The sequence below is a fragment of the Aliiroseovarius sp. genome (assembly GCF_030148435.1).
Classification (GTDB): Bacteria; Pseudomonadota; Alphaproteobacteria; order Rhodobacterales; family Rhodobacteraceae; genus JASBTN01.
The window spans coordinates 39,914-53,770 of the sequence record NZ_JASBTN010000015.1 but is presented as its reverse complement, the minus strand read 5'-3'; the positions used below and the strand labels follow the sequence as shown (position 1 = coordinate 53,770).

The following is a 13,857-nucleotide window of genomic DNA, read 5'->3' as shown; positions in this document are numbered from 1 at the left end:
GCTCGCTGCGACTAGGCATTAGCGCAAGACTCTCAGTCGCGATCATGATCGCAGATCAGATTTCAGGGGACCGCCATGGCTTACGAGACCATCATCATCGAAACCCGCGGCCGCGTCGGCCTTGTCCAGCTCAACCGGCCCAAGGCGCTCAATGCGCTGAACCTTGAACTGCTGGGTGAACTGGGCCAGGCCCTGGCCGAAGGTCAAAAGAACGAAAAAGTACGCTGCTTCGTCATCACCGGCTCGGAAAAGGCCTTTGCCGCCGGCGCCGACATCAAGATGATGGCCAGCCAGAGCTTTGTCGACGTCTTTGCCGGGGATCTTTTCACCCCGGAGGAAGACGCCATCATGCGCATCCGCAAGCCGATCATCGCGGCCGTATCGGGCTATGCGCTGGGCGGCGGCTGCGAACTGGCGATGATGTGCGACTTCATCATCGCTTCGGACACCGCGAAGTTCGGCCAGCCCGAGGTGAACCTGGGCGTCATGGCCGGCATGGGCGGCACCCAGCGCCTGACCAAGCTTATCGGTCGTGCCAAGTCGATGGACATGAACCTGACCGGCCGCTTCATGGACGCCGAGGAAGCCGAACGGTCCGGTCTGGTCAGCCGCGTCGTGCCAACCAAGGACCTGATGAAGGAAGCCCTGTCCGCCGCCGGCAAGATCGCCGAAAAATCGATGATCACCGTGATGGCAATCAAGGAGGCGGTGAACCGCGCCGAGCAACTGCCGCTGACCGAAGGCATCCTGTTCGAACGCCGCGTGTTCCATTCGCTCTTTGCGACCGAGGACCAAAAGGAAGGCATGGACGCCTTCGCCGAGAAGCGCGAAGCGCAGTTCCGCGACAAATAAGCCTTTTCATGACGGCTGCTTTCCCTTATAGGCAGCCGTCATACATGCGTGTGAGGCCCGCCTTGGCCAGAATCAGCCGGTTCAGAACCCGGTCGGGCTTTCGCGCAGAAGAAACGTAATCGACCCGACCCAAAGGACCACACCATGGCCAATTCGCCCCAAGCCAAGAAGCGCGCCCGTCAGAACGAAGCCCGCTTTCAAGTCAACAAAGCCCGCCGTTCGCGCATCCGCACCTACCTGCGCAAAGTGGAAGAAGCCATCGCTTCGGGCGACCAGGCCGCTGCCACCGCCGCTCTGAAAGAGGCCCAGCCGGAACTGATGCGCGGTGTCACCAAGGGTGTGTTGCACAAGAACACCGCTGCGCGCAAAATGTCGCGCCTGGCGTCGCGTGTGAAGGCGCTGGGATAACCGGATTCGGCCCCTTCCGGGACCAGAGAGAGGGTGTGCCAAGGCACACCCTTTTTTGTTTTCCCTTGGAAAAAAAGCACTTTCCAAACCGGTTCGGGATTCGTTTCGACAAAGACAGAGTCAAGCGTGAAGTTCTGTTGCGTGGCCCGCCGCCGACACGCTAGCTTGCCTTAGCGATTCACATCGTTGACTTGGGGACAGAAGGCATGAACGCGGTGGCAGAACCGGTTATATCAGAGGTTTTGCCCAACGCTGCGTGGGAGATCCTGGAGGGAGATCCAACCGCCGTACTGGTCGATGTACGCACGAAGTCCGAATGGGCCTTCGTCGGCGTGCCCGACCTGTCATCTCTGGGCCACCACCTTCTGCAGGTGGAATGGGCCCAGTTGCCGAACATGTCCCAGAACCCGCGTTTCGTGGGCGAGGTGCTGGAGCAGCTGGGTGATCGTGTGCCCTCGGTGTTCCTGTTCCTGTGCCGCAGCGGGGTGCGATCAGACGCCGGGGCCCGCGCGGTCAAGGCGCATCTGATGGCCATGGGTCAAAACGCCGAATGCGTGAACGTCTTGGGGGGGTTCGAAGGGGACCTGGACAAAGATGCGCACCGCGGCTGTGTGAATGGCTGGAAGGTTGCAGGGCTGCCCTGGCGGCAGTCGTAAACGGGAAATTTGGCGAATGTCACTGGACCACGCATCCGCGGGGTCCGGACGGGATATCTTTGCGGGTCGGAGAGAGATGAAGAACGAAGAATGGGGACAGGTCCGGGGAAAACTGCAACACACTGTGGGGCAGAACAATTATACAAACTGGATCGAACCTCTGGAGTTCGCACAGTTGGAGGACGGCGTGGCCACCTTCCTTGTGCCGACGAATTTCATGGGGAACTGGGTCGACCGGAACTTCGGTGACAAGATCCTGAAACAGATGGTGGGCCAGGGCGTGAACGTATCGCGCCTGGAGTTTGTGGTGCCCGCCAAACCGGTCGTGCGCAAACCCGGTGCTGCCTCTGCGGCCAACAGCGCCAACGCGTCCGGGGCCGTGCCCGCCGGCCCCTCGGCGGCCGAGGACAGGGACGACCTGCCTGGCGCCGCCCTGGACACGCGCTTTACCTTCGACAGCTTTGTCGTCGGAAAGCCGAACGAGCTGGCCCATGCCGCCGCGCGCCGCGTGGCCGAAGGCGGCCCTGTCACGTTCAACCCGCTGTTCCTGTACGGCGGCGTCGGCCTGGGCAAAACGCACCTGATGCACGCCATCGCCTGGGAAATCCAGGCGCGCAACCCCGAGCTGAAGGTTGTCTACCTCTCGGCCGAACAGTTCATGTACCGTTTCGTGCAGGCCCTGCGCGACAAGCAGATGATGGATTTCAAGAGCCTGTTCCGCTCGGTCGATGTGCTGATGGTGGATGACGTGCAGTTCATCGCCGGCAAGGATTCGACCCAGGAAGAGTTCTTCCACACGTTCAACGCGCTGGTGGACCAGAACAAGCAGATCATCATCTCGGCCGACCGTGCGCCGGGCGAGATCAAAGACCTTGAGGATCGCATCAAATCGCGCCTGCAATGCGGCCTGGTCGTCGACCTTCACCCGACCGATTACGAACTGCGTCTGGGCGTGCTCCAGACCAAGGTCAAACAGTACCGCGAGCAGTACAAGGATCTGGTGATCGCCGAGGGCGTGCTGGAATTCCTGGCCCATCGCATTTCGACCAATGTGCGTGTGCTGGAAGGGGCCTTGATGCGCCTTTTCGCCTTTGCCTCGCTGGTGGGGCGCGAGATCACGCTGGAGCTGACCCAGGACTGTCTGGCCGACATCCTGCGCGCCTCGGACCGCAAGGTCACGGTGGAAGAGATCCAGCGCAAGGTTTCAGAGCACTACAACATCCGCCTGTCCGACATGATCGGCCCCAAGCGGGTGCGCACCATTGCCCGTCCGCGCCAGGTCGCCATGTACCTTGCCAAGCACCTGACCTCGCGTTCGCTGCCCGAGATCGGGCGTCGCTTTGGCGGGCGTGACCACACCACGGTCATGCACGGGGTCAAACGGATCGACGAACTGAAGGCCACGGACAACCAGATCGCCGAGGATCTGGAGCTTTTGCGCCGCGCTCTCGAAGCATAACACGCGCGCGACCCTTCGGGGCCTTGACGGCCCCGGCAAACCATTGGACATTCCAACAAAACCAAAAGCCGGGTGGGGGAGCCTTCCTCCGCCCCGGTCGTCGTCAGGAGTGGGACATGAAGATCAGTATCGAACGCGGCACGCTGCTGAAAGCCGTCGGCCAAGCGCAATCGGTTGTCGAGCGCCGCAACACGATCCCGATCCTCGCCAACGTGCTGATCGAAGCCGAGGGCGACACCGTGTCCTTCCGCGCCACCGACCTGGATATCGAGGTCGTGGACAAGACCAACGCAATGGTCGAACGGGCCGGGTCCACCACCGTGTCGGCCGTTACCCTGCACGAGATCGTGCGCAAGCTGCCCGACGGGGCGCTGGTGCAGCTGACAGACGATGGCGCCGCCGGTCGCCTGACGGTCGAGGCAGGCCGCTCGAACTTCTCGCTCGCCACCCTGCCCAAGGAAGATTTCCCGGTCATGGCGAGCTCGGATTACTCCGCCAATTTCTCGGCCCCCGCGCCGGTGCTGCGCCGGCTGTTCGACAAGTCGAAATTCGCCATCTCGACCGAAGAAACCCGGTACTACCTGAACGGCGTCTACATGCATGTGGCCGATGGCGAGGATGGTAGGGTGCTGCGCTGTGTCGCCACCGATGGGCACCGTCTGGCCCGCATCGACGCGGACCTGCCCATGGGCGCCGAGGAGTTGCCCGGTGTGATTGTGCCGCGCAAGACAGTGGGCGAGCTGCACAAGCTCCTGGATGATGACGATGCCACCATCGCCGTGTCGGTCTCCGAAACCAAGGTGCGCTTTGCGACGCCCGAGATCACCCTGACCTCCAAGGTCATCGACGGGACCTTCCCGGACTACACCCGCGTCATTCCGGTGGGCAACACCCGCAAGATGGAAGTGGACGCGACCGAGTTTGCCCAGGCCGTGGACCGTGTCGCGACCGTATCGTCGGAACGCTCGCGCGCGGTGAAACTCGCGCTGGACGAGGACCGCCTGGTCCTGTCGGTGAACGCCCCTGATGCGGGTGCGGCCGAGGAGGAGCTGGCCGTCGCCTACGGCGACGAGCGGCTGGAGATCGGCTTCAACGCCAAATACCTGCTGGAGATCGCCAGCCAGGTCGATCGCGAAAACGCCGTCTTCCTGTTCAACAACTCGGGCGATCCGACCCTGATGCGCGAAGGGGGGGATACCTCCGCCGTCTACGTCGTCATGCCGATGCGCGTGTGACCGGGCGCTGCGGTCCTGACATTCCTCCCCTCTCGCACATTGCGCGAATGTGCCGCCGGGTCTGCGCGCCCGCAAACGGTCGCTTGGCCTCCGGCGGGGATATTTGTGGAAAGATGAAAGCGGGACGGTGAGCAAACTGGCCCTCTCCGAGCTGACCCTCAGCCACTTTCGCAGCCACAAGGCGGCGCGCCTGTCTCTGGACGGGCGGCCGGTGGCGATCCATGGGAAGAATGGCGCGGGCAAGACCAACGTGCTGGAGGCGGTGAGCCTGCTGTCGCCAGGCCGCGGTCTGCGGGGCGCCAAACCGGACGAAATGGCCCGCAGGCCCGAGGCGCTGGGCTGGAAGGTTCGCGCCGTCCTGCAAAGTCTGCATCAGCTGCACGAGGTCGAAACATGGTCCGAAGCGGGCGCACCGCGGCAGGTCAGGATTGACGACAAGCCCGCCCCGCAGGTGGCGCTGGGCCGTATTGCACGGGTGCTTTGGCTGGTGCCTTCGATGGACCGGCTCTGGACCGAAGGGGCCGAGGGGCGGCGCAGGTTCCTGGACCGCATGACGATGAGTTTCGAGCCCGCGCACGCGGATGCCGTTCTGACCTATGAAAAGGCAATGCGGGAGCGGAACCGGCTGTTGAAGGACGGGCAGAGCGACGCCCATTGGTATCACGCGCTGGAGGTGCAGATGGCCCAGGCCGGGGCGCGAATCCACGCGGGACGGCTGGCCGCCCTGGGGCAGCTCACCGCAGCGCAGGCCGAGGCCGGCACCGCCTTTCCGGTGGCCGACCTGACCCTGTTTCACGCCGATGGGTTCGCCCTGCCGCACGAACCCGACGACCTGGTCGACGCCCTTGCCGAAAGCCGCCCGCGCGACTTGCTGGCCGGGCGGACCCTGGTGGGTCCGCATCGTGCAGACATGGCGGCCGTCTACGCCGCCAAGGGCGTGGCCGCGCGGGACTGTTCAACCGGTGAGCAGAAGGCGCTGCTGGTCAGCCTGATCCTGGCCAATGGCCGCGCGCTTGCCCATGAATTCGGCGCCCCTCCGATCCTGCTGTTGGATGAGGTCGCCGCCCATCTTGACGCCGGTCGCCGCGCGGCGCTCTATGATGAAATCTGTGCCCTTGGCGCGCAGGCCTTCATGACCGGCACCGGGCCGGAACTGTTCGAGGCGCTGGGCGACCGGGCAATGTCTTTCGAGGTGCGCGAAACGGGAGGCACCTCGCACGTGGAAAGGGTGAACCCATGAAAGCCAATCGCGTCACGCTGATCACACTGGGGGTCAAGGATCTGGACCGCGCCCGCGCCTTCTACGAGGCGCTGGGCTGGCAGCCGTCCAATGTGCTGGACGAGGTCGTCTTCTATGACATGAACGGCATGAAATTCGGCTTCTACACGCTCGAGGGCCTGGCCAAGGACACGCGGCGCAAGGTCGAGGATCTGAAGACCGGCGCCATGACCCTGGCGCAGTGCTTTCCGACCGAGGCCGAGGTGGACGCGGCCTTCGACAGGGCGCTCGCCGCCGGCGCGACCGAGGTGGCGCGACCCGAAAAGGTCTTCTGGGGTGGCTATTCCGGCTATATCGCCGATCCGGACGGGCATCTGTGGGAATATGCCATGAACCCGTTCTGGGAGATGGATGAGGACGGGCACCTCACGTGACCATCGCGCCCTTCGAACTTGGCCTTTACATCGTCGGCCTGTTCATCCTGTTCCTGACCCCCGGCCCGGTCTGGGTCGCGCTGGTTGCCCGCGCGCTGGCGGGCGGGTTCCGGCAGGCCTGGCCAGTGACCATGGGGGTGGCAATCGGCGATGTGCTCTGGTCGGTGCTGGCGGTGCTGGGGGTGGGCTGGATCACCACCACCTGGGGCGGCGCGATGGAGGCGCTCAGATGGGTCGCCTTTGGCTTCTTCCTTTACCTCGGGATCACAATCCTGCGCCACGCGGGTGACAGCCTGGAACGCGACAGCCGCCTCACCCGCCCCGGCATGTGGGCGGGGTTTGTTGCCGGGCTGATCGTGATCTTGGGAAACCCCAAGGCGATCCTGTTCTACATGGGGGTGCTGCCCGGGTTCTTTGACCTTTCACGACTGACGATGCCGGACATTGCAGCCATCGCCACCGCCTCCTTTGCCGTGCCGTTGGTGGGCAACCTCTGCCTGGCCTGGTTTGTCGACCGGGTGCGGCGGGTTCTGGCCTCACCCAAGGCAGTCCGACGCATGAACCTGACCGCCGGCGTCCTGCTCGTCACCGTGGGTCTGGCGATCCCCTTCCTGTAACACAAAATCTTGTGCCATCCGCGTGACATCCCCCCCTGGAACCCATATAAAAACGGGAAGGCAGAACAGGACATTCCGAATGGCGGATGACGCACAGAAGGGCGCCGACTACGGCGCCGAATCCATCAAGGTTCTCAAAGGCTTGGAAGCGGTGCGCAAGCGCCCGGGCATGTATATCGGCGATACCGATGACGGCTCGGGCCTGCACCACATGGTCTATGAGGTGGTGGATAACGGCATCGACGAGGCGCTGGCCGGTCACGCGGATGCGGTGACGGTTACGATTCACGCGGATTCCTCTGTTTCCGTCTATGACAACGGGCGCGGCATTCCGGTGGACATCCACCCCGAAGAAGGCGTGTCCGCAGCCGAGGTCATCATGACCCAGCTGCACGCGGGCGGGAAGTTCGACTCGAACTCCTACAAGGTGTCGGGCGGTCTGCACGGCGTGGGTGTGTCGGTCGTGAACGCGCTGTCGGTCTGGCTGGAGCTGCGCATCTGGCGCAACGGCAAGGAACACTATGCCAAGTTCGCCCACGGCGAGACGGTCGAGCACCTGAAAGTGGTCGGCGACTGCGGCGACCGCACCGGGACCGAAGTGCGTTTCCTGGCCTCTACCGAGACTTTCTCGGACCTCGACTACCAGTTCAAGACACTGGAAAACCGCCTGCGCGAACTGGCCTTCCTGAACTCCGGTGTGCGCATTATTCTGGAAGATGAACGACCGGCCGAAAAGCTTTCCACCGACCTGCATTATGAAGGTGGCGTGAAGGAGTTCGTCAAATATCTGGACCGGCACAAGACCCCGATGGTCGAAGAGCCGATCTTCATCATCGGCGAAAGGGACGGCATCACCGTCGAGGTCGCGATGTGGTGGAACGACAGCTACCACGAGACCGTGCTGCCCTTTACCAACAACATCCCGCAGCGCGATGGCGGCACGCACCTGGCGGGCTTTCGCGGTGCGCTGACGCGGACAATCAACCTCTATGCCAACAGCTCGGGTCTGGCGAAGAAGGAAAAGGTGTCATTTACCGGCGACGACGCGCGCGAGGGTCTTACCTGTGTGCTGTCGGTGAAAGTGCCGGACCCGAAATTCAGCTCTCAGACCAAGGACAAGCTGGTGTCGTCCGAAGTGCGCCCCGCGGTCGAAGGGCTGATGAACGAGAAGCTGCAGGAGTGGTTTGACGAGAACCCGCAGCTGGCCAGGCTGATCGTCGGCAAGATCATCGAAGCGGCACTGGCCCGCGAAGCCGCCCGCAAGGCGCGCGAGATGACGCGCAAGAAATCCTCGCTGGACGTGGCCTCGCTGCCCGGGAAACTGGCCGATTGCCAGGAAAAGGACCCGGCCAAGCGCGAACTGTTCCTTGTCGAGGGGGATTCGGCCGGCGGGTCCGCCAAACAGGGCCGCTCGCGGCACGACCAGGCGGTTCTGCCCCTGCGCGGCAAGATCCTGAACGTGGAACGCGCGCGTTTTGACCGGATGCTGTCAAGCCAGGAGATCGGCACGCTGATCACCGCGCTGGGCACGGGCATCGGCCGCGACGAGTTCGACATTTCGAAGCTGCGCTATCACAAGGTCATCATCATGACCGATGCCGACGTCGATGGCGCCCACATCCGTACGCTGCTTTTGACCTTCTTCTTCCGCCAGATGCCGGAGCTGATCGAGGGCGGCTACCTCTATATCGCGCAGCCGCCGCTTTATAAGGTCAGCCGCGGCAAGTCCGAGGTTTATGTGAAGGACCAGACCGCGCTCGAAGATTACCTGGTGGCCCAGGGCATCGAGGGCACCGTTCTGCGCCTTGCTAGCGGTGAGGAAATCGCCGGTGCCGACCTGACCCGCGTGGTCGAGGGCGCGCGCACCTTCAAGCGCATCCTGGATGCCTTCCCGACCCACTATCCGCGCAACATCCTGGAGCAGGCCGCCCTTGCGGGTGCCTTCGACCCGGGCAAGGCGGATGCGGACCTGCAGGCCGTGGCCAATGACGTGGCCAACCGTCTGGACCAGGTCGCGGTGGAATATGAACGTGGTTGGAACGGGCGCATCACCCAGGACCACGGCATCCGCCTGTCGCGCATCCTGCGCGGGGTCGAGGAAATCCGCACCCTGGACGGCGCCGTCCTGCGGTCTGGCGAAGCACGGCGCCTGTCCGAGGTCTCGATGGACACGCGCGACATCTATGCCGATCCCGCCCGCCTGTCACGCAAGGAGCGTGAGGTCATCATCCACGGCCCGGTCGACCTGCTTGGCGCGATCCTGGCCGAAGGCGAAAAGGGCCTGACCCTTCAGCGCTACAAGGGTTTGGGCGAAATGAACCCGGACCAACTGTGGGAAACCACCCTCGACCACGAGGCCCGCACCCTGTTGCAGGTCAAGGTCGATGACCTGGGCGAGGCCGATGACATATTTACAAAGCTGATGGGCGACGTGGTCGAACCACGCCGCGAATTCATCCAGCAAAACGCCCTGTCGGTCGAGAACCTGGACTTCTGATCAGTTTGTAGGATTCCCCATAGCACTGCGGATACCCCATAGTTTTGCGGAATCCGCCCATAGTTCTGCGGGTTGGGTGGTTGGTTTTGAACGGGCGGCTCGGCGTTGGCGTGTCGTCATCGCATCGGCCATCCTGCCTTGCAGGCGGGCCTGTTCAAATCGAAAAGTGGCTACAGGGAAGCCACCCGACATCTACCTGATGGCATATCGCCCGCCGTTCGTCATGGGAAGCAAGCTCGGTGTGAAGCTGGAGCGGCGCTTGAGGAAAACAAAGAACTCGCCCAAGGACGTCTTTGCGAGCTCAATCGGCCAGCATTCGCTCGCTGCGTGCGACAAGGAGCGCCATGACAAGATCGTCGTGCACTCGAAATGACTGCTCTCCGATTTCGATACGATCAGCCCCAGGCACATCAAACCATGTATCTGCATCAAGGTCAGACATAGTTGCGTCGTCCCGAGAGCCGTTGAAGAGAATACTGAAAGCGTTGCTCTGCGGGTCAAGGATACGGCTGATCCCAGACATCGAGATTTACGATCGTGTGGCCGAGGTCGGGGTGGTGGACAACCTCACTTCGCTGATGGGCACCTTCCTGCGTCACTTCAAGAACGGTGGAAATCCCGACCACGTCGATCTTGTGTTGACGGTGATCCGTGTTCCTATTGCAGCGTCGAGAACCGACTTTCCAGCGCCCTGCCAGGGGTACACGCCACCTACGATGCGATGAACGATCCCTCAATGCTTTGCGCAAGGGCCGGGTTTCCCTTCCGGCGTGCGGCCCCGGCGAAAGCGGCACCATAAGCAGCTAACACACGGTCTTCGCGCCACAGCGCATCGAACCCGCTTTGGGCCCCGGCGGCAAGGCGGGCGCGTGTTGCCTTGTCGTTCTGCAGTTGCGCCATCGCCGCAACAAGCTCTTCCTGGGTTTCAAACAGCAGGCCGCCCCCGGCAGCGCCAACGATTTCGGGAAACGGCCCTAGCCGTCTGGCGATCACCGGCGTGCCCATCCGGAAGCTCTCGATCAGGATGGCGCCAAAAGTTTCATAGCACAGCGAAGGCACAAGGCTGGCAATCGCGGACTTGTAATAGGCTGTCAGCTTTTCAGGCGGCAGGCGGCCCAGGAAATGCACATGCGGGTTCCCTGCCGCCTTTTCCTTTAATGTTTGCGCAAACTCACCGTCCCCTGCGATCAAAAGATCGGCCTGTCCATGGCGCTGTATCGCCGGTAACAGATCCTGAACGCCTTTGATCATTTCGAGACGGCCAACAAACAGAAAATAGGGCCGGGGGTGCACGGGAGGCGCGCCGCTGCGGGTCTCGTTGCTCTCTGTCGCCGAGGGTGCAGCCAGAGGTGGCAGGAACAGTGGCAGCACCTCCATGTCCTGCTTCAGACCGTAGGCGCGATGCTTGTCGCGGCTGAACCGGCTTTTGGCGATGATAAGGTCCATTTTGTCCAGGCTCTTGTTCAGCATGCCAGTGGCCCGCCACAACTGCGGCGGACGTCGATGGGCAAGGACACAGCGCAGGCATTGGCGCGATTCACAGGGCTTCTGATTGTGTCGCCACAACACATGCGTCGGGCAAACCAACCAATGTTCGTGGGCCTCATAAACCCGCAGAGGTGCCTCGATCCCCAGAATTCCGGGGGCCCCCATGAGGGAGACATTGTTGTGCCAGATGATATCGGGGCGGGTGTCTGCCACAATCTGGCGCAATCGGTTTGCATGAAGAACGGCACGCCCGGTCTGCTGCACCAGAAGGTTGGACACCGGGCCAAAGCGGCTGCGCAACCCAATCACCTCAATGCCGTTCCGAGGGACCTCGGGTGCATCCCCCCTGAGCTCACCGCCAAGGGTCAGATAGGCGTTTTCATCGTGGACAACCGTCACCCTGTGACCGCGCGCGACCAAGGCCCGCGCCATGCGCTCGACACTCACGCCATCGCCGCCAAAGGAGTATGGCGGATAGAAAGTTGTCAACATCAGGATACGCAGTGAAGCCATTGAGCTGCTTTCGGTGAATGAAAACAGTTGACGGGTCAGGGGATGAAATTGCAATGCTCAAATGGAGAGATTTCCCGTGAAGGGTCCCCCGAACGCTGGAGAGTCAGACAAACCGAAACCCGGCGATTGAAGGGGCGGAAATTGATGAAGTCGTTTTTACGGAAGCTGCACATTCCTGTCACCGCGCGGGACTGGCATTCACTGGTTGGCATGGTTTTTCTGCTGGTCTTGTTGTTCCTCTTTGTGACTGGGACCCTGTCTGTTTTTGGCCGCGAGATTGACTGGCTCTTTACCCCTGAACAGCGGGTTGCGGTCCAAGCGGAGGGAAAGCAATCCTTTGGGGCCATCTATGATGCTGTTTCGGCAAGCCATCCTGGCGCCCGGTCGCTGTCCATTCTGCGATTGCCGGGCGCGCGTTTCGCGGATCAGGTCACGATACAGGACACCACGCGGGGCAAGCTGATTGTCTATGTGGATCCCTACCGTGCTTTGGTGCAGGGGGATGCCCCGTTTAACAACCTTTGGCGGACGCTGCGGGAACTCCATCGCGGATTGTCTTCAGAACGCCGACCGGTTCAGATCCTCATAACGTTCATGACGATCCCGCTGGCCGCGATGCTGATCACCAGCCTGATGTTGTATCCCAAATTTTATCGCGGATTTTTCCGCCTGCCAAAACGCGGCGCGCGACTACGTGCACAATTGAGCGATCTGCATCGGTTCATTGGCGCCTGGTCGATGGTGTTCATCATTGTTGTGGTGCTGACCTCGGCGGAATTCATGATCGAATCCGTTGGGCTTGGTCCGAATTACTATCCCTTCTACGCGGAACCGGCAAAAGACACTGAACCACCACTGCCCGAAGGGTTTTCCGGCGCCGATCTGGACAGATCAGTCGCGCTGGCGGTCGAAAAATATCCGGGTCTGATGGTTTCCGACATTGTCTTGCCCTCACGGAACGGCGAAGCTCTGGCGATCCGGGGCGACTTGACGGCCAAACTTGTGCGTCCCTCCGCAAATTCCGTCATTTTCGACCCTGCCACACTTGAACTGAGAGGCGCATATCGGGCTGAGACAAGCGGCATACACTTGTGGTTTTTTGAAGCGATGCGCGTCATCCACTATGGCAGCTTCGCGGGCCTGACAAGTCGCCTCCTCTGGCTGGTTTTGGGTCTGGGGCTGTCCGTGCTCGCGGCAGCAGGAGCGCTGATCTATGCAGAGCGGCTGATATTCATGTCAAAACGTGGGGATAAATACCAGCGACGGACACGATTTGGGCATATATGGTTCGGAATGGGGCCGGGAAAGTGGATTGGACTGGCGAGTTTGGTCGCGGCAATGTGGTGGACGATACAATAACCAGCGATATCATTCAGCTTTCAGTCGCATTCAGACTTGACCCTCTGTACCATGACGGGGATCAGCCTCATTCATTTGGGCATTCAATCGCTTGAACCCGGCAATATCAGGACCCCCATGACCGTTTCCTCAGATTTCAAAGCCAAAGACGCCGAAAGCTACGATGAGGTTGCGGACAAGTTCGACGAACTGGCACAGCTTTATGCTGGTCCACAGGCGCGTTATCTGACGCAGGCAATCGATATCGCGTCACGGAAACACGTGATTGATATGGGATGTGGCACAGGGCTTGTCTCCTTCGAGGCTGCCGCTACATCAAGCCACCAGACCACGATCACCGGCATCGACCTGTCTCAGGGGATGTTAACGCAAGCAAAGGCGAAGGCGGAACAGAACCTCCTGTCAGAACGGGTCACATTTCAGGCCGGCGATGCAGAGGCACTGGACTTGCCGGATGACTATGCTGACGGGTTTGTTTCGCTGTACGCTTTCAGCCATTTTCCGCATCCGGACAAGGCTGCGCACGAAGCACTCCGGGTGCTGTCGCCCGGCGGGCGGCTGGCGGTTGCCATCGGCAGTGGTCCGCAGCTGATGACACGCGCCGGCACAGGGCGTGCCGCAGCCGCCATACGGCGAAAATGGAGGCAGATGCGCGGGCGTGAGGTAACAGCCTGTGATCAGATTGACCGTCTGGTCCGCAAGCACCTTCCGCCAATCGCGGAAGGCAAGGTTGCAGACTGGGCGTCAGGCCAGCGAGATGTTGTCGGATTGCTTGAGGGCCTGTTTCAGGCCGCAGGTCTTGTTGACTGTCGGCGCGACTGGGTTGGCACCGATCACAGCGTACCGGATGCTGACGCTTTCTGGACGCTGCAATCGACGATTTCGACATTTGCCCGCAAGCATATCGCAGCGGCGACCCCTGCACAAAACGCAACGCTGAAAGAGGCGTTTCGCGCTGAATGTGATGCGGTGCTGCAGGCTAACGGCAAACTGACCTACAGCGTAGGGGCCGCCGTGATCAGCGGCCGCAAGCCGCACTGAAAGTGCGAGGGCAGGGCCATGAACCAAGACCGCCTTTCATACCTGTCGGGAACGGCAACCAACTTCGCAACATTTGAAA

At 61.7% G+C, this 13,857-nt stretch carries 13 protein-coding genes; 12 read left to right on the top strand and 1 reads right to left on the bottom strand.

Annotated features, from left to right (window positions below):
- Nucleotides 1-75: 75 nt before the first annotated feature.
- The 10 genes from Q1V43_RS03240 to Q1V43_RS03195 all read left to right on the top strand — a co-directional run bounded on the left by Q1V43_RS03240 (nt 76) and on the right by Q1V43_RS03195 (nt 9,750).
- Nucleotides 76-852, top strand: a complete 777-nt coding sequence (locus Q1V43_RS03240; RefSeq protein WP_300513881.1) for an enoyl-CoA hydratase — start codon at nt 76-78, stop codon at nt 850-852.
- A 144-nt stretch (nt 853-996) separates the two neighbouring features.
- Nucleotides 997-1,260 (top strand): 30S ribosomal protein S20, encoded by a 264-nt coding sequence (rpsT, locus tag Q1V43_RS03235; protein WP_300513879.1) that lies wholly within the window; start codon nt 997-999, stop codon nt 1,258-1,260.
- A gap of 206 nt (nt 1,261-1,466) precedes the next feature.
- Nucleotides 1,467-1,916, top strand: a complete 450-nt coding sequence (locus Q1V43_RS03230; RefSeq protein ID WP_300513877.1) for a rhodanese-like domain-containing protein — start codon at nt 1,467-1,469, stop codon at nt 1,914-1,916.
- Nucleotides 1,917-1,992: 76 nt separating this feature from the next.
- Nucleotides 1,993-3,375: a chromosomal replication initiator protein DnaA gene (dnaA, locus tag Q1V43_RS03225; protein WP_300513875.1), complete on the top strand. Its 1,383-nt coding sequence runs from the start codon at nt 1,993-1,995 to the stop codon at nt 3,373-3,375.
- Between the two features lie 116 nt (nt 3,376-3,491).
- Nucleotides 3,492-4,610, top strand: a complete 1,119-nt coding sequence (gene dnaN, locus Q1V43_RS03220; RefSeq protein WP_300513873.1) for a DNA polymerase III subunit beta — start codon at nt 3,492-3,494, stop codon at nt 4,608-4,610.
- Nucleotides 4,611-4,737: 127 nt separating this feature from the next.
- Nucleotides 4,738-5,850: a DNA replication/repair protein RecF gene (gene recF, locus Q1V43_RS03215; RefSeq protein ID WP_300513871.1), complete on the top strand. Its 1,113-nt coding sequence runs from the start codon at nt 4,738-4,740 to the stop codon at nt 5,848-5,850.
- Complete coding sequence (locus Q1V43_RS03210; protein ID WP_300513869.1) at nt 5,847-6,263, top strand: VOC family protein; 417 nt, start codon at nt 5,847-5,849, stop codon at nt 6,261-6,263. Before recF ends, Q1V43_RS03210 begins: the two co-directional genes overlap by 4 nt.
- The gene (locus Q1V43_RS03205) at nt 6,260-6,880 is read left to right on the top strand and encodes a LysE family translocator (RefSeq protein WP_300513868.1); all 621 of its coding nucleotides are present in this window, start codon (nt 6,260-6,262) and stop codon (nt 6,878-6,880) included. Before Q1V43_RS03210 ends, Q1V43_RS03205 begins: the two co-directional genes overlap by 4 nt.
- Before the next feature lie 79 nt (nt 6,881-6,959).
- The gene (gene gyrB / locus Q1V43_RS03200) at nt 6,960-9,377 is read left to right on the top strand and encodes a DNA topoisomerase (ATP-hydrolyzing) subunit B (RefSeq protein WP_300513866.1); all 2,418 of its coding nucleotides are present in this window, start codon (nt 6,960-6,962) and stop codon (nt 9,375-9,377) included.
- 76 nt (nt 9,378-9,453) lie between these two features.
- Nucleotides 9,454-9,750 carry a hypothetical protein gene (locus Q1V43_RS03195; protein ID WP_300513864.1) on the top strand — a complete coding sequence of 99 codons (297 nt, stop codon included), beginning with the start codon at nt 9,454-9,456 and terminating at the stop codon, nt 9,748-9,750.
- Between the two features lie 338 nt (nt 9,751-10,088).
- On the opposite strand, the gene Q1V43_RS03190 is transcribed toward Q1V43_RS03195, so the two are convergent.
- Nucleotides 10,089-11,378, bottom strand: coding sequence for a glycosyltransferase (locus Q1V43_RS03190; protein ID WP_300513862.1), 1,290 nt, complete (start codon nt 11,376-11,378; stop codon nt 10,089-10,091).
- A gap of 42 nt (nt 11,379-11,420) precedes the next feature.
- On the opposite strand from Q1V43_RS03190, the gene Q1V43_RS03185 reads away from it, so the two are divergent.
- Both Q1V43_RS03185 and Q1V43_RS03180 read left to right on the top strand, forming a co-directional pair.
- Nucleotides 11,421-12,737: a PepSY-associated TM helix domain-containing protein gene (locus Q1V43_RS03185; protein WP_366146200.1), complete on the top strand. Its 1,317-nt coding sequence runs from the start codon at nt 11,421-11,423 to the stop codon at nt 12,735-12,737.
- 51 nt (nt 12,738-12,788) lie between these two features.
- The gene (locus Q1V43_RS03180) at nt 12,789-13,778 is read left to right on the top strand and encodes a class I SAM-dependent methyltransferase (RefSeq protein ID WP_300513858.1); all 990 of its coding nucleotides are present in this window, start codon (nt 12,789-12,791) and stop codon (nt 13,776-13,778) included.
- Nucleotides 13,779-13,857: the final 79 nt, after the last annotated feature.

Excerpts from the sequence above, each read along its gene's own strand:
- Q1V43_RS03180 (WP_300513858.1), top strand. The coding sequence starts at position 12,789 with ATGACGGGGATCAGCCTCATTCATTTGGGCATTCAATCGCTTGAACCC.
- Q1V43_RS03240 (WP_300513881.1), top strand. The coding sequence starts at position 76 with ATGGCTTACGAGACCATCATCATCGAAACCCGCGGCCGCGTCGGCCTT.
- dnaA (WP_300513875.1), top strand. The coding sequence starts at position 1,993 with ATGAAGAACGAAGAATGGGGACAGGTCCGGGGAAAACTGCAACACACT.
- rpsT (WP_300513879.1), top strand. The coding sequence starts at position 997 with ATGGCCAATTCGCCCCAAGCCAAGAAGCGCGCCCGTCAGAACGAAGCC.
- dnaN (WP_300513873.1), top strand. The coding sequence starts at position 3,492 with ATGAAGATCAGTATCGAACGCGGCACGCTGCTGAAAGCCGTCGGCCAA.
- Q1V43_RS03185 (WP_366146200.1), top strand. The coding sequence starts at position 11,421 with ATGAAATTGCAATGCTCAAATGGAGAGATTTCCCGTGAAGGGTCCCCC.
- Q1V43_RS03190 (WP_300513862.1), bottom strand. The coding sequence starts at position 11,378 with ATGGCTTCACTGCGTATCCTGATGTTGACAACTTTCTATCCGCCATAC.
- Q1V43_RS03230 (WP_300513877.1), top strand. The coding sequence starts at position 1,467 with ATGAACGCGGTGGCAGAACCGGTTATATCAGAGGTTTTGCCCAACGCT.
- gyrB (WP_300513866.1), top strand. The coding sequence starts at position 6,960 with ATGGCGGATGACGCACAGAAGGGCGCCGACTACGGCGCCGAATCCATC.
- Q1V43_RS03210 (WP_300513869.1), top strand. The coding sequence starts at position 5,847 with ATGAAAGCCAATCGCGTCACGCTGATCACACTGGGGGTCAAGGATCTG.